The sequence below is a fragment of the Leisingera sp. SA32 genome (genome assembly GCF_056033425.1).
In genome coordinates this window covers 107,737-128,428 of record NZ_JBVYHB010000010.1, presented here as the reverse complement: position 1 = coordinate 128,428, position 20,692 = coordinate 107,737, and the positions used below count along the sequence as shown (strand labels likewise).

21 protein-coding genes are annotated in these 20,692 nt (G+C 64.3%); 6 read left to right on the top strand and 15 right to left on the bottom strand.

The window, feature by feature from the left end; genetic code table 11:
- Positions 1–2: 2 nt before the first annotated feature.
- Positions 3–812: a LysR family transcriptional regulator gene (locus AC0IPL_RS15000; protein ID WP_474272764.1), complete on the bottom strand. Its 810-nt coding sequence runs from the start codon at positions 810–812 to the stop codon at positions 3–5.
- A gap of 92 nt (positions 813–904) precedes the next feature.
- Here AC0IPL_RS15000 and AC0IPL_RS14995 point away from each other — a divergent pair, with 92 nt between their 5' ends.
- Positions 905–1,327: a hypothetical protein gene (locus AC0IPL_RS14995; RefSeq protein ID WP_474272763.1), complete on the top strand. Its 423-nt coding sequence runs from the start codon at positions 905–907 to the stop codon at positions 1,325–1,327.
- A gap of 44 nt (positions 1,328–1,371) precedes the next feature.
- Here AC0IPL_RS14995 and AC0IPL_RS14990 read toward each other — a convergent pair whose 3' ends face one another.
- Both AC0IPL_RS14990 and AC0IPL_RS14985 read right to left on the bottom strand, forming a co-directional pair.
- A complete protein-coding gene (locus AC0IPL_RS14990; protein ID WP_474273193.1) occupies positions 1,372–2,175 on the bottom strand; it encodes an alpha/beta fold hydrolase in 804 nt (267 codons plus the stop codon).
- 5 nt (positions 2,176–2,180) lie between these two features.
- Positions 2,181–2,783 carry a DsbA family protein gene (locus AC0IPL_RS14985; RefSeq protein WP_474272760.1) on the bottom strand — a complete coding sequence of 201 codons (603 nt, stop codon included), beginning with the start codon at positions 2,781–2,783 and terminating at the stop codon, positions 2,181–2,183.
- Between the two features lie 107 nt (positions 2,784–2,890).
- Between AC0IPL_RS14985 and AC0IPL_RS14980 the strand changes: the two genes are divergently transcribed.
- The gene (locus AC0IPL_RS14980; RefSeq protein ID WP_474272757.1) at positions 2,891–3,913 is read left to right on the top strand and encodes a ribose-phosphate pyrophosphokinase; all 1,023 of its coding nucleotides are present in this window, start codon (positions 2,891–2,893) and stop codon (positions 3,911–3,913) included.
- 69 nt (positions 3,914–3,982) lie between these two features.
- On the opposite strand, the gene AC0IPL_RS14975 is transcribed toward AC0IPL_RS14980, so the two are convergent.
- Positions 3,983–5,182, bottom strand: a complete 1,200-nt coding sequence (locus tag AC0IPL_RS14975) for an MFS transporter (protein WP_474272754.1) — start codon at positions 5,180–5,182, stop codon at positions 3,983–3,985.
- Between the two features lie 69 nt (positions 5,183–5,251).
- On the opposite strand from AC0IPL_RS14975, the gene AC0IPL_RS14970 reads away from it, so the two are divergent.
- Positions 5,252–5,653, top strand: a complete 402-nt coding sequence (locus AC0IPL_RS14970; RefSeq protein ID WP_474272752.1) for a helix-turn-helix domain-containing protein — start codon at positions 5,252–5,254, stop codon at positions 5,651–5,653.
- Here the strand turns inward: AC0IPL_RS14970 and AC0IPL_RS14965 are convergent.
- The 11 genes from AC0IPL_RS14965 to AC0IPL_RS14915 all read right to left on the bottom strand — a co-directional run bounded on the left by AC0IPL_RS14965 (position 5,650) and on the right by AC0IPL_RS14915 (position 16,032).
- Complete coding sequence (locus AC0IPL_RS14965; RefSeq protein WP_474272750.1) at positions 5,650–6,000, bottom strand: H-type lectin domain-containing protein; 351 nt, start codon at positions 5,998–6,000, stop codon at positions 5,650–5,652. The genes AC0IPL_RS14970 and AC0IPL_RS14965 overlap by 4 nt on opposite strands.
- A gap of 165 nt (positions 6,001–6,165) precedes the next feature.
- Entirely contained in the window at positions 6,166–7,395 is a 1,230-nt protein-coding gene (locus AC0IPL_RS14960; RefSeq protein WP_474272748.1) for a PAS domain-containing protein, read from the bottom strand.
- A 108-nt stretch (positions 7,396–7,503) separates the two neighbouring features.
- Positions 7,504–9,093, bottom strand: a complete 1,590-nt coding sequence (locus AC0IPL_RS14955) for a methyltransferase regulatory domain-containing protein (protein WP_474272747.1) — start codon at positions 9,091–9,093, stop codon at positions 7,504–7,506.
- Between the two features lie 325 nt (positions 9,094–9,418).
- Positions 9,419–9,478 (bottom strand): hypothetical protein, encoded by a 60-nt coding sequence (locus tag AC0IPL_RS14950; RefSeq protein ID WP_474273191.1) that lies wholly within the window; start codon positions 9,476–9,478, stop codon positions 9,419–9,421.
- A 60-nt stretch (positions 9,479–9,538) separates the two neighbouring features.
- Complete coding sequence (locus AC0IPL_RS14945) at positions 9,539–9,721, bottom strand: GNAT family protein (protein WP_474272745.1); 183 nt, start codon at positions 9,719–9,721, stop codon at positions 9,539–9,541.
- A 285-nt stretch (positions 9,722–10,006) separates the two neighbouring features.
- Positions 10,007–10,420 carry a F0F1 ATP synthase subunit epsilon gene (locus AC0IPL_RS14940; RefSeq protein WP_474272744.1) on the bottom strand — a complete coding sequence of 138 codons (414 nt, stop codon included), beginning with the start codon at positions 10,418–10,420 and terminating at the stop codon, positions 10,007–10,009.
- Positions 10,421–10,479: 59 nt separating this feature from the next.
- Positions 10,480–11,904 carry a F0F1 ATP synthase subunit beta gene (gene atpD, locus AC0IPL_RS14935; protein ID WP_474272742.1) on the bottom strand — a complete coding sequence of 475 codons (1,425 nt, stop codon included), beginning with the start codon at positions 11,902–11,904 and terminating at the stop codon, positions 10,480–10,482.
- Positions 11,905–11,925: 21 nt separating this feature from the next.
- The gene (locus AC0IPL_RS14930; protein ID WP_474272741.1) at positions 11,926–12,801 is read right to left on the bottom strand and encodes a F0F1 ATP synthase subunit gamma; all 876 of its coding nucleotides are present in this window, start codon (positions 12,799–12,801) and stop codon (positions 11,926–11,928) included.
- 15 nt (positions 12,802–12,816) lie between these two features.
- Positions 12,817–14,355: a F0F1 ATP synthase subunit alpha gene (gene atpA, locus AC0IPL_RS14925; RefSeq protein WP_474272740.1), complete on the bottom strand. Its 1,539-nt coding sequence runs from the start codon at positions 14,353–14,355 to the stop codon at positions 12,817–12,819.
- The gene (locus AC0IPL_RS14920) at positions 14,356–14,916 is read right to left on the bottom strand and encodes a F0F1 ATP synthase subunit delta (RefSeq protein ID WP_474272739.1); all 561 of its coding nucleotides are present in this window, start codon (positions 14,914–14,916) and stop codon (positions 14,356–14,358) included.
- A 369-nt stretch (positions 14,917–15,285) separates the two neighbouring features.
- Positions 15,286–16,032 carry a methyltransferase domain-containing protein gene (locus AC0IPL_RS14915; RefSeq protein WP_474272737.1) on the bottom strand — a complete coding sequence of 249 codons (747 nt, stop codon included), beginning with the start codon at positions 16,030–16,032 and terminating at the stop codon, positions 15,286–15,288.
- Positions 16,033–16,087: 55 nt separating this feature from the next.
- Between AC0IPL_RS14915 and gloB the strand changes: the two genes are divergently transcribed.
- The 3 genes from gloB (at position 16,088) to AC0IPL_RS14900 (ending at position 20,337) form a co-directional block, all read left to right on the top strand.
- The gene (gene gloB, locus AC0IPL_RS14910) at positions 16,088–16,861 is read left to right on the top strand and encodes a hydroxyacylglutathione hydrolase (protein WP_474272735.1); all 774 of its coding nucleotides are present in this window, start codon (positions 16,088–16,090) and stop codon (positions 16,859–16,861) included.
- Between the two features lie 177 nt (positions 16,862–17,038).
- On the top strand, positions 17,039–19,363 hold the full coding sequence (gene clpA / locus AC0IPL_RS14905; protein WP_474272733.1) for an ATP-dependent Clp protease ATP-binding subunit ClpA: 2,325 nt from the start codon (positions 17,039–17,041) through the stop codon (positions 19,361–19,363).
- The gene (locus tag AC0IPL_RS14900; protein ID WP_474272732.1) at positions 19,363–20,337 is read left to right on the top strand and encodes a M23 family metallopeptidase; all 975 of its coding nucleotides are present in this window, start codon (positions 19,363–19,365) and stop codon (positions 20,335–20,337) included. The genes clpA and AC0IPL_RS14900 overlap by 1 nt, the downstream gene beginning before the upstream one ends.
- Positions 20,338–20,692: the final 355 nt, after the last annotated feature.

Genomic DNA, 20,692 nt, shown 5'->3' with positions numbered 1-20,692 from the left:
CGTCAGGTGGCGGTAAAGTTGCGCGCCAGTCCGGCCGCGAAACTGTTTCTGCGATAGCCCAGCCCCACCTGCCGGGTGACCGGCTCTGCCAGCGTCAGCGGGGTGACGGTGATGCCGGGGTGCGCCTGGCCGTGCGACACCGGCACCAGCGCAATGCCCAGACCCGCCGCCACCAGCTCCAGCAGCTGGGCGTCATGCACCGCCTCGGCGGCGGTGGCGAACAACCCCTCCGCCTGGCGCAGTGCCTGATCGGCAGCGGGGCAATAGGGCCGGGCGATCAGCGCCTCATTCCCCAGATCCTGCGGCGTCAGCGCCGCCTGCCCGGCCAGCGGATGGCCCAGCGGCAGGGCCACACCATAGCTGTCCTGCCACAGCGCGCGAAAGGCAAAACCGCGCGGCAGGCAGTCCTGTGAACACATCAGAAGATCGGCACGCGCGGCCTCCTCCGTGAACTGCAGCGTCACCGCCCCTTGCTGCCGCAGCGCTCGCAGACCGGGCTGGAACCGCGCCGGGAAGATGTCGGGCTGGCAATGCACGCGCACCAACCGCGCCGCCCGCCCCGCCATGTGCTGCTGCATCCGGTGCAACTGCGCCAGCACCGCCGCCGATTGCTGGTACAACTCATGCCCCAGCGCCGTCGCGGTCAGCCCGTCGCCGCCGCGCAGGAACAGCTTGCCACCATATTGCGCCTCCAGCCGGGCAATGGCCGCGGACACCGTCGGCTGGCTGACCCGGCTCAACCGTGCGGCAGCACTGAAGGTGCCGGCCTCATAGGCGGCGTGAAAATAGCGCAAGGGAGCGAGATCTGTCATAGGTCATGACTATAGCGATTATAGTCACTACAGCAATTCTATATAGCCAGAGGAACTGGCAGCCTGCGGCGGCAACTGTTGAGGAACACACCATGACTGAGACTGCCCCCGCACTGACGGCACCCGCCGCCGAAGCGCCGCTGATCGACCGCCTGCTGCGCCTGTTCGAGGCCGGAGACCCGGCGCTGATGGCACTGATCGCGCCGGACGTCGATTTTCGCATCGATCACTACCGCGACGAGGCCGACACAAGCTGGCAACAGGCGCGGGATCTGCACGGCTTTGGCGCGGTGCTGGCCCGGCTGGGCCAGGAGGTATTTCCACAAGGCACCACCATCACCGGGTTGGACAGCACAGCACTGGGGGATGGCTGGCACCAGACCCGGTTTCAGCAGCGGTTTCACTATGGGCTGCGCGGCTGCGAGGTGCAGAGCGAAACCTTCATCCTGTCGCATGAGACGGGCGGCAAGATTGATTTCTTCCGCGAGGTGGTGACCCGCACCATCAATTGCTGACGCCGCGCCCGGCTCCTTGGGCCGGGGGGGCGCGCTGGCGGGCCTTAGGTCCGCCAGAACCGGCGCAGAAGCGACGCCGTCTGTTGTGGGTGGGTCACCGGCAGCATATGCCCTGCCCCGGGCATCGCGGCGCATTGTGCCTGCGGCAGACGACGGCTGAGCCCGCGGGCGATCACCGCCATCACCGCAGGACTCTTGCTGCCGTAGATCAGCTGCACCGGCATCGTTACCGGCTCCAGCGCGCCGGGGGCGAGGGTGCCGTTTTCGTCGTCATAAAGGGTTGCGTGGCTGGCCGGGATCACCGGCATCGCCCGCATCATTGCTGCTCGCGAGGTCTCGGGCAGGTCCGGCCACTTGGGATGGCCCGGCCCCCACATGCGGTTGAACAGCCGCGTGGCGCGCTCCAGCTCACCCGCAGCAAAGGCTTCATCGAAGGGTCGGCTCTCGGCCTCGGTCGCGGCCAGCAGTCCCGGATCGTCGGTACGGGCCACGGCAAACAATACCGGTTCGATCAGGGTCAGGCTGCGCACCAGGTCGGGCCGCGCCATTGCCATGCGCAGCGCCACCGTCGCGCCAAAGGAATGGCCGATCACGTCCACTGGCCCCGCCTGCGCCAAGGGCTCGAGCTGTGCAAGGCCCGCTGCCACATTCAGCAGCTGGTAATTGCCCTGCCCGTCCCAGTCCGGGCTGCGCCCGTGGCTGAGCATGTCATAGGCGGTCAGGGTCACCTCCTGCTCCATGACCGCGGCGAGGCCGCGCCAGGCACCGGAATGGGCCAGCGAGCAATGCACCGCCAGCAAGGGTCGCGGCCCCTGCCCGAAGGTGCGCGCAAAGATCCCCTGCGGCATATCCTTCACGCTGCCGCTCCGGCCAGATGCGCATCCAGTGCCGCCAGCCGATCCTGACCCCAGAAGCGCGCGCCGTCCGCCGTCACCCAGAAGGGCGCGCCAAAGACGCCAGCGGTGACTGCATCCTCGAGGTTTTGCGCATAGGTTTCCGCGCCGGCCAGGAGCCCGCTGTCCGCCAGCGCAGGGTCAAAGCCGGCGCCTTCAAGGCACGCGCGGATCACCGCGTCCTCGGCAATGTCTTTTTCCTGCGCCCAGCAGGCCGCCAGGATCGCGGTGACCAGCTGCGCCAGATCGCCGTTGCCCGCCGCCTGGGCGGCGATGATCGCATAGGACGACGGGGCGGCATTGGTGGGCCAATGGGCCGGTTTGAGCGTGATCGGCATCTCCAGGGCGGCCGCCTGGCGCTGCATTTCGATCATGCGGTATTCCTGTCGCGCCGGGTGGCGCTGCGCGGGCGGGGTGCCGCCGGTGCGCGGAAACAGCGCTAGAATGTCCAGCGGCTTGAGATTGAGCGTCACGCCATGGCGCGCGGCAATCTCCCACGGGCGCCTGCCGGCCAGATAGGTAAAGGGCGACAGGGTTGAGAAGTAAAAATCCACGGCTGCCATCGGTTGTTTCTCCCGGTAATAACTTTGCGCGAGGGTAAGTGCATGATAAGCGGGGTTCAATATCACGAATCTGACACATTGCCATTGCTGCCTGGGGATCACAGCCAATGCCGACCTTGAACGAACCCAAGCTGATTGCTGGGAACGCCAATCTTCCTCTTGCCCAAGCCATCACCCGCCGGATGAGCATGCACCGTGGCGTTGACCAGGGTCTGGTCGATGCCCGCGTGGAGCGGTTCAACGACGGGGAAATCTTCGTCGAAGTTTACGAAAACGTCCGCGGCGAGGACATGTTCATCATCCAGCCGACCTCCAACCCGGCGAATGACAACCTGATGGAGCTGCTGATCATCTCCGATGCGCTGCGCCGGTCTTCGGCCCAGCGGATCACCGCGGTGATCCCCTACTTTGGCTATGCCCGTCAGGACCGCCGCACCAAGGCGCGCACGCCGATTTCGGCCAAACTGGTGGCAAACATGCTGACCGGTGCCGGCATCGAGCGGGTGCTGACCATGGACCTGCACGCGGCGCAGATCCAGGGCTTCTTCGACATTCCGGTGGACAACCTCTATGCCTCGCCGATCTTTGCGCTGGATGTGAAAAACCAGTTCAAGGACCGCATGGACGAGCTGATGGTCGTCAGCCCGGACGTGGGCGGCGTGGCCCGTGCGCGTGAGCTGGCCAAGCGGATCAACGCGCCGCTGTCGATTGTCGACAAGCGTCGCGAAAAGGCCGGCGAAGTGGCTGAAATGACCGTGATCGGTGATGTGAAGGACAAGATCTGCCTGATCATCGACGACATGTGCGACACCGCCGGCACGCTGTGCAAGGCCGCGCAAGTGCTGCTGGACAACGGTGCCAAGGAAGTGCACGCCTATATCACGCACGGCGTCATGTCCGGCCCGGCAGTGGAGCGGGTGACCAATTCGGTGATGAAGTCGCTGGTGCTGACCGATTCCATCCAGCCGACCGAGGCCGTGGCCGCCGCGCCCAACATCCGCATCTTGCCCACCGCGCCGCTGTTCACCCAGGCGATCCTGAACATCTGGCACGGCACCTCCGTGTCGTCGCTGTTCGAGGACAAGACGCTGGTGCCAATCTACGAGAGTCTTTACAGCAACGGCGGCTGAGGCTGCCCGCAACGAACGCTCTTGCAAAGCCCCGCAGATTTGCGGGGCTTTTTCGTTGTGTATGGGGTGTCAGGCAACAGCGCCGCGGCGGCGGCGGCGGCGGTGCAGCGCAGCCAGGGCCGCGCCAGCCGACAGCAGCGCCGCCACGCCCGCCGCCGCGGCGAAGGTACCGCCATAGCCCCACTGCCCGATGGCAGGCGTGCTGGCCACGGGCGACAGGAACTGCCCCAGAAACACCGAGCCGGTCAGGATCGCCCCGGCAGTGCCGCGGCGGCGCGCAGGTGCCAGCGCCAGCGCAATGGCCACAAAGCCGGGTGACACGGTGGCATATCCGACCCCCACCACCATCGCCCCGAGCAGCGACAGCCCCGCACTGCCCTGCTGCGACAGCACCAGCAGGCCGCAAGCCAACGCGGCATACCCCATGGCAAAGATCGCCGCATGGGAACACGCTCCCTTGAACCGGCCGTAAAACAGCGCCGCGAGGCCACCGCACAGCGACAGAAGCCCCAGCGCAGCGCTGGTCATCAGGGCACTGTTCAGCCCCTGCGTTTCAAAAAAGAACGGCAGCTGCGTCGGCATCATGAAGAACAGACCATTGGTCAGCATCTGGAGCGCCGAGACCCCCAGCACCAGCGCCAGCCAGGCCGGATGGCCTGCCGCTTCCCCTTCAGCCGGCGGCGCTTGGCTGCGGGTCGGTTCGGCTACGTGGCGCCAGACCGCGTACAGGCAGACCAGCGCCAGCGCGTAAATCAGGAACGGCAACCGTGGTGACGCCGTTGCCGCCAGACCCGCAAGACCGATGAACAGCAGCCCGCCGAAATTGCGCGCCGAGATCTGCAATCCGGTCAGCGCGTGCCGCCGCGCGCCGGTGAAATAATCGCCGATCAGCGCGGTCTGCGCGGTCATGATCAGAGCCACCGCGATCCCCAGGCCAAAGCGGCTGACCAGAATCGCATACAGCCCCGGCAGATAGGCGCCGGCGGTGCCGCAGAGCACAAACAGCGCCACCCCGGCCAGCAACACCCGCCGCCGCCCGGCCCGGTCGGCCAGCCACCCTGCCAGCGGCGCCATCAGCACCACCGCAAGCGAAGGCGCGGTGACCAGCAGCCGCACCAAGAGACCCGCATCTGGCCGGGCGGCAAATTCCCGCTCCAGCCCCGCCAGCGCCGGGCTGATGGTGGCATTTGCCATCACCGTCAGGCTGGCCGCCATCAGCAGCGCAACCGCACGCGGATCGCGCCAAAGCGCACCGTTTTCCGTCGTCATCAGGGAGTTTCCTTGTCCTTTTCCGTGAAGGCTGGCACTCTGCCAATTCAAGTTAGCTTGAGGTCAAGGATGAAACTTCTGGATATTGGCGAGGTCAGCAAGCGGTCCGGCGTGGCCCCCTCGGCCCTGCGGTACTACGAGGAGATCGGATTGATAACCGCCGCCGGGCGCCGCGGGCTGCGGCGTCAGTTCGGGCCGGAGGTGCTGTTGCAGCTGTCGCTGATCACCCTGGGCAAGGCGGCGGGGTTTTCGTTGCAGGACATTGCCGGGATGTTCGGAAAGAAGGGCCAGCCGGAGCTGCCGCGCGATCAGCTGCGCGCCCGCGCCGATGCGCTGGAGGCACAGATCGAGGAGCTGGCGATCCTGCGCGATGCGCTGCGGCATGTTGCGGAATGCCCGGCGCCAAGCCACCTGGAATGCCCCAAGTTTCAAAGGCTTCTGCGCGCGGGACGGCTGACGGCGGTGGTTTAATCGACGTCCCAGTCGTCCGCAAAAGGCAGATCCCCAATTGCCATCCAGGCGGCACGCAGCCGGGCGGCGCGGCTGTCGGCCCAGGTGCGGAAGACGATGTCAAAACCGTCGCGGGTGATGTCCTCTGCCACCAGTTCCGCCCGGATCGCCGCCGACGTGTCCATGTCCCACATCGAGACGGAGACCTGCACGGCGGGCGGGCTTGCGAAGCTCTCAGAAAATTGCACCCGGCATCGCCGTTCACGCGGGCCGGTGCCGGTCCACATCTCTCCGCCGTCCTCGAAATCGGAGAACACCACCGCATCCCCCTGAAGGATCCCCGTCCGGGGATTTCGCAATCTCTTCATTCCACGTCTCGACCACCACACCTGCCCCGGCATGCTAGCCTGTCGTCCGGCGAAAATCAGCAGGAATACGCGCAGCGGTAAAAAAGGTGTTGCCATGCGCCGCAGTTATCCGCTGCGGAGCCCGCCGCCTTTGGCGGTGGCGCGGCACCTGGGGCTGGGACGCTGTCAGCTCTCCTCAGCGCTGAGCGCGGTGCTGAGCTGGGTGATTTCCTCCAGCCGGGCGGAGATCCGGTCCTGGAACTGGCCCAGCTCATCAATGATCGAGTTCAGCGACTCGCCGACGTTGCCCAACCGCGCGCATTCGATCTTGCACAGAACCCGCGTGGTGGTCAGCGCCATGAAATGGCGGTGCAGCGTCAGGCAGGCCTTCTGGATGCGTCCGGCCTCGAACCGCACGTCGCGCAGGCTGCTGCCGGCCTTTTCAACCTGCTCCGCCGTCAGTTGCGCCAGAATTCCCTGTTCGCGGGCAATGTCGATGGCGGTGGCGGTGGCGGTGGCATTGTCTTCCTGGTCCAGCTGGCGATCACATTCGGTCAGTATGCGGGCCAGCCCCTCGACAAAGATGGCGGCAGTGACCGTGCCCTTGATGGCACGGAAATTGCTGTCCTTGCCCCAGACATGCGCCTCGAACCAGCTGGCCATCTCACGCGACATGGCGCTGTAGTTCTGCGACAGCACGGTGACCGGTCCACCCGCAGGCTCAATCCGCGAGGCGATCACACGCAGGTTGTGGGGGATGGTGCGCATGGATTCGAAATCCTGCACCAGACCTTCGGTTTCCTGCACCAACCTGTCGGCGGTGGCGAACATGGCGCGGCGTTCGACGATGCGCTCATCCGCGGGGCGGTTCAGCCCGGCGTCACGGGCCACCAGCTCCTCGGCCAGGGCGTGACCGGCAAAGTCATTGTAAGTGGCATAGCCCAGCTCCCGCAGCCGCGACAGCAACCGGTCGGCGCTGTCCTTGGGTTCCAGGCCTTCGCTCTGCTCGGCGCGGCGCAGCTGGGCGTACTCCTGCTGCATGGTCTTCAGCAGCGGGCTGGAGGGTTTGATCCGGGCCGACAGGTAGCCCCCTTCGCAAGGGGTGATGACGGCAAACACCCAGTAATAGCTGCCGTCGCTGGCCCTGTTCTTGACATAGGCGCCAACGGTGCCGCCGTCGCGGATGGTGTCCCACAAGAGCTGGAACACGCCGCGCGGCATGTCCGGGTGGCGGATCAGCTTGTGCGGCGCACCCAGCATGTCCTCCAGCGCATATTTCGACACCCGGCTGAACACCGTGTTGCCGGCCAGGATGACACCACGGGCATCGGTTCGGGAGAAAAACACTTCATCCAGGGCAAAGGCGGCCTCTCGGCCTCTGGTTTGCGGGGCCAGCGTGCGATCTTCAAAGGACACGTTTCGGTTCCTGTCAGTGAAAGGGTCTGCGCAAACCTGTCTAGCGACGACAGATTTTCAAATTGCTAATGCCGCAGGCCCGGGCTCCGCCGGGCCTGCGAGGCCGGTTCAGGCGGCTGCGCTGGTGGCCTGGCCGGTGGCTGTACCCGGTGCGTCCAGCGTCACCCCCAGACGGGTCAGGATCGGCAGGCGGCGGGCCGCAAAATTGCCGGCGCGGGCGCGCAGCAAGGCGAGGTTTTCCGCGTCGCTTTCCAGCACGCGCCCCTCATGTTGCAGGCGCTGGCCCTGCGGGGCCAGGATACGCCAGACCAGCGCGGCCCAGTCGGAGGGGGTCTGCTCGCCTTCGCTGCGGGCCAGCAGGAACAGCTGTTCAAACCGGTCCAGCGCCACCCCGCCGCCGGTGACAGGCGAGGCCAGAAAGCGCAGGGTGTCGCTGTCTACTGCCCGTTTGCACACCGCCATGTTGAAGCGTTGGCAGCTGGCGCCGCGCTGTGCCAGATCGTCCTGCGGCAGGCAGGGCGCCAGACAGCCGGTGCCAATCAGGACTGTCAGCATACGGCAGATGCTGCCCCATTCCATGGTGCCGAACACCCCCTGATCCAGCAGAGCGCGCACGGTAGCCGGCCCCTGCGCCAGAGCGGTGAGGACCGGCGCGTAATTTGCAGGCTCCAGCGCGAGGGTCTGCCCGCGGTGTTGGAATTCAAGCTTGCCGCCACTGTAGCCGCGGGTCAGCGCCAGCGGGGTTTCGAACCAGCCGCCGATTTCGCCACGCGGCGTATGTGCCAGCTTGCCCTTTACAAAAATGTCGGTGCGAAAATGCTCGTTCAGCAGCAGGTCGCGCAGACCCTCGCGGCGCGTCGGGTCGCCCTCGGCCGCCAGCAGCGCCTGCTGATCTGCGGTGAAACGGACATCGTCGCGGTTGTCGAGCGGGCTGGCGGCGCCGAGGAACTCAAGCTTGGCCTGGCCCATGGCGGCGCTGAGATCCTCGAAATAGAAGGGTGACCAATCGGCATTGAAGTATTCATGCGCCAGGTAGTTGACCGGCATTTTCTGCATCTGCGACAGGCGTTTTCCCATCTGCCGGTTCTTGGAAAACACCCCGGCCCCGACTTCCTGCAACTGGCGCGCGTGCCTGAGCGCCTCCTGGATGCGGGCGGGCAGCGGGCCGCTGGCTTGTTCCACATGGCCGAGCAGCATCTGGCGCAGCGGCAGCGCCGCCGCCCAGCCCGGCATCGCGTTGTAGCTGACATAGACCAGTCCGCCCGGTTTCAGCCGATCGGCGATGAATCGCAGGATGTGTTCGCGGTTCTCGGCCGAGACCCAGCTGAACACCCCGTGCAGCGCGATGACATCAAAGCTGGCCGGCAAGCCTTCAGTCTCCGCGAAGTCGGCAAAGCAGCGTTCATGGAACTGCACGTTGTCCAGTGCAGCTTCCTGCGCCAGTTCACGGGCGCCGGCGATATGGGCGGGGCTGAAGTCCATGGCGTGGAAATCGATATGCGGATTGGCCGCAGCCAGCAGATTGGCGGAAAACCCCTGCCCGCAGCCCAGTTCGCAATAGGCCAGCCGCGGCTGGCCCAGCCCATGGCGATGGCCCTGCGCGGTGGCGCAGAAGGCGAGGCCCGCGGGTGTCAGCTGGCTGTGGAAGTCGTGGGTGTAGTCGATGTCGGCGACATAGCCGGAGGTCCAGTCGGTCACGGAGAATCCTGCATCTTGGGAGCATATGTTGCAGGGTAATTTTTAGAAAATTGATGAGAATTGCGTTAAAGGTTCGAAAATATACGGGGCATGGGAGCCTTGGCCTACCACCGCGCGGAGGCTGCGCTGTTCGTATGATGCAACCGGGCAGGAAAGCTCCCGCCCGGTTCTTTGGTCCGCAGTTCAAATTCAGGGCTGCAGTCTCGAACGGATAACCGAAATCATCCACATCGCGCCGGGTCCCTTCCCTGAAACCGAAGGAGGTGCAGAAACGCACTGCCTGTTCGTTGCCGGTGTAGACCTCAAGCGAAGGCCCACCTTCGCGCTACAAGGCGCGCGCGATGAGCTTGCGCCCCACGCCCATGCTCTGCCGGGTCGGGGACACGAAAAACCCGCCGATATGACCACCCAACAGACTGTTGAACCCGATGGGTTGGCCGGCACTTTAGGCGACCGATGTTTCCGAGCTCGGAAGATATTCTTCCTCGATCAGCTCGCGCTGCGCCAGTAGCCGCAGCTTGCCTATGAATGGATGCGCCTTCAAGGATGCGTCGAGCCAGATGCCCGAGAGTCGCTCCATGTCCGTTCCTGCGTCGAACGGACGGATCACGATATTTAGATTTTCCATGATACTTCCATAGAAAGAATGCAAAGAGGTTCGGCAGTGACGGTGCCAAGCGATACCGCTGCCTGCGGTTCAATCGAAGCCTCTGTGCATTGGTCTCCTTCTACGGGTGCCTGAAGAATGAGATGGCGCCCAGAAATCGTCAATGATCGCAAAAAGCCGGCTTAAGGTTCGCCGGACGGGCAGAATTTGGCCACGGAAACACAGCGCATCGGCCAGCCCACCGACCAACAAAAAAACCGGCCCCCTTGCGGGAGCCGGTTTCAGAATCGTCCAATCCGCGCTGGATCAGAGGGACATATGGGTGCCCAGGGCTTCCATATCGGCCAGCAGCTTGGCTGCGTCCTCGACCAGGCCGTGGGGCTGGTCTTCCTCTTTCGCGGTCTTGTACATCTCGCGGGCTTCCTCGATCAGCGCGTTCATCTGATCGCGGTCCATCTCGGCCATCGGGATCGCGCGTTCGGCCAGAACCGACAGGCTGTCGCCCGCGATTTCGGCAAAACCACCGGTCACCAGATACTCCGAATTGCCTTCCGGGCTTTCGACCTTCAGCACGCCGGGGCGCAGGGTGGTGATGGTCGGCGCATGCTGTGGCATCGCCGTCATGTCACCCTCGGCTCCGGGGATCAGAACCGCGCTTGCCTGCAGCGAAGCCAGGCTCCGCTCCGGGCTCACGAGGTCGAATTGCATCGTTTGTGCCATTTGGGCCTCCTTTCAGGGTTCCCCCGCCCCCGGCAAAGGGCGCGGGGGAAAATCCATTCTTAGGCGGCTTCCGCAGCCATTTTCTCGGCTTTGGCGATCACTTCGTCGATGCCGCCAACCATGTAGAAGGCGCCTTCGGGCAGGTGGTCGTATTCGCCGGCCACAACTGCCTTGAACGAGGCGATGGTGTCTTCCAGGGAAACCTGGACACCGTCGGAGCCGGTGAAGACCTTTGCCACGTCGAACGGCTGGGACAGGAAACGCTGGATCTTACGCGCACGCGCAACGGTCAGCTTGTCCTCTTCCGACAGTTCGTCCATGCCGAGGATCGCGATGATGTCCTGCAGCGACTTGTAGCGCTGGAGGATCTGCTGAACGTCGGAAGCCACTTTGTAGTGCTCTTCGCCAACGATCTGCGGGTCCATCAGGCGCGAGGAGGAGTCGAGCGGGTCCACAGCGGGGTAGATGCCGAGTTCCGAAATCGCACGGTTGAGAACGGTGGTCGCGTCCAGGTGGGCAAAGGTGGTTGCCGGGGCCGGGTCGGTAAGGTCGTCCGCGGGAACGTAGACGGCCTGGATCGAGGTGATCGAGCCGTTCTTGGTGGAGGTGATGCGCTCCTGCATCGCGCCCATGTCGGTCGCCAGGGTCGGCTGGTAGCCCACCGCCGAAGGAATACGGCCCAGCAGAGCCGACACTTCGGAACCGGCCTGGGTGAAGCGGAAGATGTTGTCCACGAAGAACAGAACGTCGGTGCCGGACTGGTCGCGGAACTGCTCGGCCAGGGTCAGGCCGGTCAGCGCCACACGGGCACGCGCCCCCGGAGGTTCGTTCATCTGACCGTAGACCAGGGCCACCTGGGATTCTTCCAGGTTGTCCGGCTTGATCACGTTGGATTCAATCATTTCCCAGTACAGGTCGTTGCCTTCACGGGTCCGCTCGCCAACACCGGCGAACACGGAGTAGCCCGAGTGCACCTTTGCGATGTTGTTGATCAGTTCCATGATGAGAACGGTCTTGCCCACGCCGGCACCGCCGAACAGGCCGATCTTGCCGCCCTTGGCGTAAGGCGCCAGCAAGTCGATGACCTTGATGCCGGTCACCAGAACCTCGGATTCGGTGGACTGGTCGTTGAATTCCGGTGCGGGCTGGTGGATCGCACGGGTTTCGTCGGCGTTGACCGGGCCTTTTTCGTCAACGGGTTCGCCGACGACGTTCAGGATGCGGCCCAGGGTGGCGTTGCCGACCGGGATCGAGATCGGCGCGCCGGTGTCTTGCACCGCCTGACCACGGACCAGACCTTCGGTCGCGTCCATCGCGATGGTGCGGACGGTGTTTTCGCCGAGGTGCTGAGCCACCTCGAGAACGAGGGTCTTGCCGTCGTTCTCGGTGTGCAGCGCGTTCAGAATTGCGGGCAGTTGGTCGTCAAACTGGACGTCCACAACGGCGCCGATGATCTGGGTCACCTTGCCTTTTGCTTGTGCCATTTGTTGGTCTCCGGTTGTCTCTTAGAGCGCCTCAGCGCCCGAAATGATTTCAATCAGCTCGTTGGTGATCACGGCCTGACGGGAACGGTTGTACTCGATGGTCAGCTTGTCGATCATCTCGCCCGCGTTGCGGGTCGCGTTGTCCATCGCGCTCATCCGTGCACCCTGTTCGGATGCACCGTTTTCCAGCAGTGCCGAGAAGATCTGGGTCGCCACGCCACGCGGCAACAGGTCCGCAAGGATCTGCTCTTCGCTTGGCTCATAGTCATAAAGCGCGCCCGTGCCTTCTTCTTCCGACGGCTCGAAGGTGGCCGGAATGATCTGCTGTGCGGTGGGGATCTGGGTCACGACGTTGACGAACTCCGCGTAGAAGATCGTGGCAACATCGAATTCATCCGCATCAAAGCGGGCGAGGATCCCCTTGGCGATGTCCTGCGCATTGGCGTAACCAACCCGCTTGACCTCGCTCAGGTCCACATGGCCGATGAAGTCATCGCCCAGGTCGCGTTTCAGGGCGTCGCGGCCCTTTTTGCCAACGGTCAGGATCTTGACCGTCTTGCCCGCGGCCTTCAGCTCCGCCGCCTTCTGACGGGCGAGCTTGGCAATGTTCGAGTTGAAGCCGCCGCACAGACCGCGCTCGGCAGTCATCACGACCAGCAGCTGCACCTGATCCGAGCCGGTGCCGCGCAGCAGCTTGGGCGCGGTATCGCTGCCACCAACCGAGGCCGCCAGCCCCGCCATCACGGCATTGAACCGCTTGGCATAGGGACGGGAATCCTCGGCAGCCTCCTGGGCGCGGCGAAGTTTCGCCGCGGCCACCATTTGCATGGCTTTGGTGATCTTGCGGGTCGATTTGACCGACGCGATCCTGTTTTTAAGGTCCTTGAGATTCGGCATAGCCTCATCCTCCCCTTAAGCGAAGCTAGCGGCGAACTCGTCCAGCGCAGCCTTGATCTTGTCAGCCAGCTCGCCCTTCACCTTGCGATCGTTTTCGGTGATGTCGGCGAGCAGGTCGGCATGTTTGCCGCGCAGGTGGCTCAGCAGGCCAGCCTCGTAGCGGCCCACGTCCTTGACGTCGACCTTGTCGAGGTAGCCGTTGGTGCCGGCAAAGATGACGCAGACGATTTCCGCGTTGGTCAGCGGCGAGTACTGCGGCTGCTTCATCAGCTCAGTCAGGCGCGCACCACGGGCCAGCAGCTGCTGGGTGGCGGCATCCAGGTCGGAGCCGAACTGGGCAAAGGCCGCCATTTCGCGGTACTGGGCCAGCGACAGTTTCACCGGGCCGGCCACGGAGGACATCGCCTTGGTCTGGGCCGAGGAGCCAACACGCGACACCGACAGACCGGTGTTCACGGCGGGGCGGATACCCTGGTAGAACAGTTCGGTTTCCAGGAAGATCTGACCGTCGGTGATCGAGATCACGTTGGTCGGAATAAACGCGGACACGTCGCCGCCCTGGGTTTCGATGATCGGCAGCGCGGTCAGCGAACCACCACCAAAGTCTTCGTTCAGCTTGGCCGAACGCTCCAGCAGGCGGGAGTGCAGGTAGAACACGTCACCCGGATAGGCTTCACGTCCCGGCGGGCGGCGCAGCAGCAGCGACATCTGACGATAGGCCACGGCCTGTTTGGACAGGTCATCATAGATGATCAGCGCGTGGCGGCCATTGTCGCGGAAGAATTCCGCCATTGCGGTTGCGGCATAGGGGGCCAGGAACTGCAGCGGTGCCGGGTCGGACGCGGTTGCGGCCACCACGATGGAGTAGTCCATCGCGCCGGTTTCTTCCAGCTTCTTCACCAGCTGCGCCACGGTGGAACGCTTCTGGCCCACGGCGACGTAGACGCAGTACAGTTTCTTGGACTCATCGTCGCCAGCAGCGTCGTTGTACGACTTCTGGTTCAGGATGGTGTCGAGCGCGATCGCAGTCTTGCCGGTCTGACGGTCGCCAATGATCAGCTCACGCTGGCCACGGCCAACGGGGATCATCGCGTCGACGGATTTCAGGCCGGTCGCCATCGGTTCGTGCACCGATTTACGCGGGATGATGCCCGGCGCCTTCACGTCGGCAATGCCGCGGGTGACGTCGGTGATCGGGCCCTTGCCGTCCAGCGGGTTGCCCAGACCGTCCACAACGCGGCCCAGCAGACCGTTGCCAACCGGCACGTCCACGATGGAGTTGGTGCGCTTGACAGTGTCGCCTTCTTTAATGTCGCGGTCGGAGCCGAAGATCACGATACCGACGTTGTCGGCTTCGAGGTTCAGCGCCATGCCCATGATGCCGCCGGGGAATTCGACCATCTCGCCGGCCTGAACATTGTCGAGGCCGTAGACACGCGCGATACCGTCACCGACGGACAGCACGCGGCCGATTTCCGCCACTTCGGCTTCTTGACCAAAATTCTTGATCTGGTCTTTCAGGATCGCAGAAATCTCTGCTGCTTGGATACCCATTTATCCGACCTCTTTCATTGCATTCTGTAGGGAGTTGAGCTTGGAGCGGATCGAGCTGTCGATCATCTTCGAGCCCACTTTAACGACAAGTCCGCCGATGATGGAGGTATCGACGGTGGCATTGATGGTGACTTTCTTGCCCACGCGCGCCGCCAGAGTTTTGGCCAGCTTTTCACTTTGGGCTTTGGTCAGCGCCTTGGCGGAGGTCACCTCGGCGGTGACTTCACCGCGGGCGTCAGCGAGCCGGGCACGCAGCGCGTCAAGCAGCGCGGGCAGCACGTGCAGGCGGCGTTTGTCGGCCATCAGCGCCAGGGTGTTGCGCAGGACGGGGTCCAGCCCCATCTTGTCTGCCACGGCGGTGATCGCGGCGCCCTGCTCCTCGCGCGAGATGAGCGGAGAGCGGATCAGGCTATTGAGGTCGTCGCTGTCAGCCAGCGCGGCTGCCAGATCATTGATGCTGGATTCAAGGCTGTCGAGCGCCTTGTTCTCTTCCGCGATGTCGAACACCGCGGTGGCATAGCGCGCAGCAATGCCTGCAGAAATCGAAGCTGGTTCGGACACGTCCACCCTTCCGATATGTTTTTGGCCCCGGTTGGCATGCCTGGCAACAGACGGCGTCCGGGGGCGTGAGTCAGCCCGCCCTAGGCAGCGGGGCGTTGAAATCAGCGTGGGTCTAGCAGAGCGGATGCGACCTATCAACTGTCTATAACGGTATTGAAAGAATGCGAGTTCCCCAAGTTTTCAAACACTTGCGGCGAGTGCGGCCCTTTGACCGCAATATATTCCGCAAAAACTGCCACGGAACCTCAGCAATTCGCGATTCCGAACGGCCGAATCCGCCGCAAAATCGTTACACCAGCGCCGCCGCAGCCCCGCGTCAGCCCCCCTTTCAGAGCAACGCGGATTTTGGGAAACCAAATCGGGGCAGGTTCAGGCCGGTTCCGGCAGCGGGTTCGACAAGCCCTCCAGCACCCGGATCGGGTTCGGCGCGCGCGGGCGGACAATGTGGCCCTTTTGCGGGTGGGTGTGCTTGCTGACCTCCACCATGAAGACGCCCCCCGCCAGCATCGCGGGCAAACGGTTGCCCATGCGTTCCAGCATCGCGCCGGACTTCAGCCAGAAACGTCTGTTGCTGGGCAACCGGTAGAGCGCGGCGGTGTGCTGTTCGATGGTGAAGTCGTGATCGCGCAGCTGCCCCTCCAGCTGGCGCAACGTATAGGGGCGGCCAAAGCCGAACGGTGTCAGGTCCGACCGCGCCCACAGGCCCGCCCGGTTGGGCACGATGAAGATCGCCCGCCCCCCTGGCCCCAGGACCCGACTGCATTCTTCCAGCAACTTGCCCGGCCGCTCCGAGGTCTCCAGCCCGTGCAGCAGCACCAGCCGGTCGATGCGGCCGGTCTCCACCGGCCAGCTGGTTTCCTCGCACAGCACCGAGACATTGGGCTGACCGGCCGGCCATTGCATCACCCCCTGCGGGCCCGGCATCAGCGCCATCACCCGGCGCGCCTCGGGCAGGTAAGGACGCAGGAGCGGCGCGGCAAAGCCGAAGCCCGCCACCGTCAGCCCGGCGGCCTCTGGCCACAGCTGTTGCAGACGCCCACGGATCGACGCCTGCGCCGCCCGGCCCAGCGTGCTGCGGTAATAGAAGTTCCTGAGATCCTGAACATCAAGATGCATTGCGGGCGCCTGCTGCTTCGGCCAATCTGAGGTCAGTTTAGCAATGTAAAGGCGAATGACCATGCCTCTTGAGATCATCACCCTGCCCTGCCTGTCGGATAACTATGCCTTTTTGATCCATAATCCCAAGTCGGGTGAAACCGCATTGGTCGATGCGCCCGAGGCTGAGGCCGTGAAGGCGGCCTTGTCGGCGCGCGGCTGGGGGCTGGACTGGATCCTGCTGACCCATCATCATTGGGACCACGTGGACGGGGTGGCGGCGCTGCGCGAGACCTATGGTGCCAAGGTGATCGGTGCCAGCGCCGATGCCCACCGGCTGCCGCCGCTGGACCAGATGGTGCGCGACGGCGAGAGCTTTTCGCTGATGGGGGAGACGGTGCATGTCTGGGACGTATCGGGCCACACGGTCGGCCATGTGGCGTTTTACCTGCCCGGCACTGAGGCCGTTTTCACTGCCGACAGCCTGATGGCACTGGGCTGCGGCCGCCTGTTCGAGGGCACGCCTCAGCAGATGTGGGCCAGCCTGTCGCGACTGGCAGCACTGCCGCCGCAGACCATGGTTTATTCGGGCCACGAATACACCCAAGCCAATGGCGCCTTTGCCGCGACGATTGATGCCGGCAACCCGGCGTTGCAGGCCCGCCTCGACGATATCGCCACAGCCCGCGAGGCAGGCCGCGCCACGGTGCCCTCCTCGCTGCAACTGGAACTGGACACCAATCCCTTCCTGCGCCCGCACGACCCCGCGATCCGCGCTGCATTGGGCATGGAAGCTGCTGAAGACGCAGAAGTTTTTGCAGAGATTCGCAAACGCAAGGATGATTTCTGACAGAAACAGGCGGTATCCGCGCGCAACAGGGCCAAAATAAATGTGACCGCAAAATGAAGAAAAGACCTTGAAGCCGGCGCTCTATCAACCAAACTCTAACCTTATAAGCACATGGTTGAACTGAGGAGTTGGTTAATACCGCTCCACCGGCCAACCCAAGATCAGAGGAGCACGCCCGTGCCTTCATTCTCGAGCACCCTGGAACAGGCCATTCACGCAGCGCTGGCGCTGGCGAATGAACGCCGTCATGAATTCGCAACCCTGGAGCATCTGCTCCTGGCCCTGATCGACGAACCCGACGCCGCCCGCGTGATGCGCGCCTGTAGCGTCGACCTGAGCGAATTGCGATCCGCGCTGGTGGAATTCGTGGATGAGGACCTGGCAAATCTGGTCACCGACGTGGATGGCTCCGAAGCCGTGCCCACCGCCGCCTTCCAGCGGGTGATCCAGCGCGCCGCCATCCATGTGCAAAGCTCCGGCCGCACCGAGGTGACGGGTGCCAATGTTTTGGTCGCCATCTTTGCCGAACGTGAAAGCGACGCGGCCTATTTCCTGCAGGACCAGGAAATGACTCGCTACGACGCGGTCAACTTCATTGCCCATGGTGTGGCCAAGGATCCCGCCTATGGCGAGGCGCGCCCGGTTTCCGGCGCTTCCGAGCCGGAGGACGACGGGCTGACCGCCACCACCGAGGGCGAGAAGAAAGAATCGGCACTGGCGAAGTACTGCGTTGATCTGAATGCAAAATCGCGGGACGGTGACATCGACCCTCTGATCGGTCGCGACCAGGAGGTGGAGCGCTGCATTCAGGTGCTGTGCCGCCGCCGCAAGAACAATCCGCTGCTGGTGGGGGACCCCGGTGTCGGCAAGACCGCCATCGCGGAAGGGCTGGCGCGCAAGATCGTGGCTGGCGAAACGCCTGAGGTTCTGTCGGAAACCACCATCTACTCGCTCGACATGGGCGCCCTGCTGGCCGGCACCCGCTACCGCGGTGATTTCGAGGAACGCCTGAAGGCCGTGGTCACCGAGCTGGAGGACCACCGCGACGCGGTTCTGTTCATCGATGAGATCCACACCGTGATCGGCGCCGGTGCGACATCCGGCGGTGCGATGGATGCGTCGAACCTGCTGAAGCCTGCGTTGCAGGGCGGCAAGCTGCGCACCATGGGCTCCACCACCTATAAGGAGTTCCGCCAGCATTTCGAGAAGGACCGCGCCCTGTCGCGCCGGTTCCAGAAAATCGACGTGAACGAGCCGACGGTGGAGGATTCCATCGAGATCCTGAAAGGGCTGAAACCCTATTTCGAGGACCACCACGGCATCAAGTTCACCGGCGATGCGATCAAGACCGCGGTGGAGCTGTCGGCGCGTTACATCAACGACCGCAAGCTGCCGGACAAGGCCATCGATGTCATCGACGAGGCCGGCGCCGCGCAGCACCTGGTGGTGGAGGCCAAGCGCCGCAAGACCATCGGCGTCAAGGAGATCGAGGCCGTGGTCGCCAAGATCGCCCGCATCCCGCCCAAGAACGTGTCGAAAGACGACGCCGAGGTGCTGAAGGATCTGGAGAAATCCCTGAAGCGCGTGGTGTTTGGCCAAGACGATGCCATCACCGCCCTGTCCAGCGCCATCAAGCTGGCCCGCGCGGGCCTGCGCGAACCGGAGAAGCCGATCGGCAACTACCTGTTTGCAGGCCCCACCGGTGTCGGCAAGACCGAAGTGGCCAAGCAGCTGGCGGACCAGCTGGGCGTGGAGCTTCTGCGCTTTGACATGTCGGAATACATGGAGAAGCACGCGGTCTCGCGCCTGATTGGCGCGCCTCCGGGCTATGTCGGGTTCGACCAGGGTGGCCTGCTGACCGATGGTGTCGACCAGCACCCGCACTGCGTGCTGCTGCTGGATGAGATCGAGAAAGCCCACCCGGACGTCTACAACATCCTGTTGCAGGTGATGGACAACGGCCAGCTGACTGACCACAACGGCCGCACGGTGAACTTCCGCAACGTGATCCTGATCATGACCTCCAACGCCGGTGCGTCGGATATGGCGAAAGCCGCCATCGGCTTTGGCCGCGACCGCCGCGAGGGTGAAGACACCGCCGCGATCGAGCGCACCTTTACGCCGGAGTTCCGCAACCGTCTGGATGCCGTGATCTCCTTCGCTCCGCTGGGAAAAGAGGTGATCCTGCAAGTGGTCGAGAAATTCGTGCTGCAACTGGAAGCCCAGCTGATGGACCGCAATGTCTCGATCGAGCTGACCCGCAAGGCCGCCGAATGGCTGGCCGACAAGGGGTACGACGACCGCATGGGTGCGCGCCCGCTGGGCCGGGTCATTCAGGAGCACATCAAGAAGCCGCTGGCCGAGGAGCTGCTGTTTGGCAAGCTGACCAAGGGCGGCGTGGTACAGGTCGGCATCAAGGACGGCAAACTGGAGCTCCGTCTCGAAGGGCCGAGCAAGCCGCGCATTTCCGGTGACAAGCCGCCGCTGCTGACCGCCGAGTGATGCGCCTGACGGCATTGATCGCAACTATGACGCTCGCCGCGCCTGTCGCGGCGGGCGATTTCCGTTTGCAGTTTCCGGTGGACTGCACCTTGGGCGAGGATTGCCACATCCAGCAGTTCGTCGACCATGACCCCAGCCCCGAGGCCACCGATTTCACCTGCGGCAGCCTCAGCTATGAGGGGCACAAGGGCACCGACATCGCCCTGCCCTACCTGTCTGACATGCAGGCGGGTGTTCAGGTGCGTGCGGCAGCGGATGGTGTGGTGCGCGGGGTGCGCGACTCGATGGCCGATACCTATGCCACGGATGAAACCGGGGCCGCCATCAAGGGCAAGGAATGCGGCAACGGCGTCGTTCTGCGCCACGCCGACGGCTGGGAGACCCAGTACTGCCACATGAAACGCGGCTCGATCCGGGTGCAAAGCGGCATGAAGGTGCGCGCGGGCGATGTGCTCGGCGCGGTTGGGCTGTCGGGCAAAACCCAATTCCCCCATCTGCATCTGTCAGTGCGCCGCGATGGCGCTGTGGTGGATCCGTTTGCGCCCGCCAGCCCGGACCGCTGTGGCGCGCCTGCGCAAGGCACGCTGTGGGCGGAGCCGGCGCCCAGCTATCAGCCCGGCGGAATGCTGGGGACCGGTTTCAGCAGCGCGGTGCCGGAGTATGACACGATCAAGCAGGGCGACGCCGATCAGACCCCGCTGGCCGCGGATGCGCCTGCGCTGGTGTTCTGGGCCTATGCCTACGGGGGCCGCACCGGGGACAGGCTGGTGCTGTCCGTGACCGGTCCCGCTGGTGCGCTGGTCGATCAAAGCGCGACGCTGAACCGCAACCAAGCGCAATTCTTCCGCGCCGCCGGACGGCGGCTGCGCGGCGGCAGCTGGCCTGCGGGCCACTATACCGGCACCGCCCGGCTGCTGCGCAACGGGCAGGTGATCGACAGCGTCACCCACAGCATGGACATCCCACCGCGCTGACCCGCGCCGCGGCCACGGTATGGCACCTCCGCAGCCGCCGGGGCGCAAGCCCCGGCGGCTGCGCGGCCCAACAGGCAAATCGGCCCGATCAGGGTCGTGCGCCTGGCGGGAGCCCACGGCAAAACCGGAAGCGCACCCCTTGCGCCGCAGATTTGCTTCCCCTGGAAAACGCAATAGATCTAGACATGCCCTGCTGCCCGGCGGGGCCGCAACCCGTGTGTAACTAGTGTTCTGTCTCCGCACCGGAGCAGTCTGTCTCCAACAGTGAAGCGGGTTGCACCCCGCGGGGCAGTGCGCCGCGCGCCCGCTGATGTGCGCCAGTGATTTTCGCCCGGTGATTTTCACCAAATGGTTT

Bases quoted from the DNA above. Each gene is read 5' to 3' on its own strand.
- AC0IPL_RS14965 (WP_474272750.1), bottom strand. From the start codon at position 6,000: ATGAAGAGATTGCGAAATCCCCGGACGGGGATCCTTCAGGGGGATGCG.
- atpA (WP_474272740.1), bottom strand. From the start codon at position 14,355: ATGGGTATCCAAGCAGCAGAGATTTCTGCGATCCTGAAAGACCAGATC.
- AC0IPL_RS14980 (WP_474272757.1), top strand. From the start codon at position 2,891: ATGCCGACCTTGAACGAACCCAAGCTGATTGCTGGGAACGCCAATCTT.
- AC0IPL_RS14990 (WP_474273193.1), bottom strand. From the start codon at position 2,175: ATGCCGCAGGGGATCTTTGCGCGCACCTTCGGGCAGGGGCCGCGACCC.
- AC0IPL_RS14945 (WP_474272745.1), bottom strand. From the start codon at position 9,721: ATGGAAAATCTAAATATCGTGATCCGTCCGTTCGACGCAGGAACGGAC.
- gloB (WP_474272735.1), top strand. From the start codon at position 16,088: ATGACCATGCCTCTTGAGATCATCACCCTGCCCTGCCTGTCGGATAAC.
- AC0IPL_RS14915 (WP_474272737.1), bottom strand. From the start codon at position 16,032: ATGCATCTTGATGTTCAGGATCTCAGGAACTTCTATTACCGCAGCACG.
- AC0IPL_RS14940 (WP_474272744.1), bottom strand. From the start codon at position 10,420: ATGGCACAAACGATGCAATTCGACCTCGTGAGCCCGGAGCGGAGCCTG.
- AC0IPL_RS14985 (WP_474272760.1), bottom strand. From the start codon at position 2,783: ATGGCAGCCGTGGATTTTTACTTCTCAACCCTGTCGCCCTTTACCTAT.
- atpD (WP_474272742.1), bottom strand. From the start codon at position 11,904: ATGGCACAAGCAAAAGGCAAGGTGACCCAGATCATCGGCGCCGTTGTG.
- AC0IPL_RS14930 (WP_474272741.1), bottom strand. From the start codon at position 12,801: ATGCCGAATCTCAAGGACCTTAAAAACAGGATCGCGTCGGTCAAATCG.
- AC0IPL_RS14975 (WP_474272754.1), bottom strand. From the start codon at position 5,182: ATGACGACGGAAAACGGTGCGCTTTGGCGCGATCCGCGTGCGGTTGCG.
- AC0IPL_RS14995 (WP_474272763.1), top strand. From the start codon at position 905: ATGACTGAGACTGCCCCCGCACTGACGGCACCCGCCGCCGAAGCGCCG.
- AC0IPL_RS15000 (WP_474272764.1), bottom strand. From the start codon at position 812: ATGACAGATCTCGCTCCCTTGCGCTATTTTCACGCCGCCTATGAGGCC.
- AC0IPL_RS14900 (WP_474272732.1), top strand. From the start codon at position 19,363: ATGCGCCTGACGGCATTGATCGCAACTATGACGCTCGCCGCGCCTGTC.
- AC0IPL_RS14970 (WP_474272752.1), top strand. From the start codon at position 5,252: ATGAAACTTCTGGATATTGGCGAGGTCAGCAAGCGGTCCGGCGTGGCC.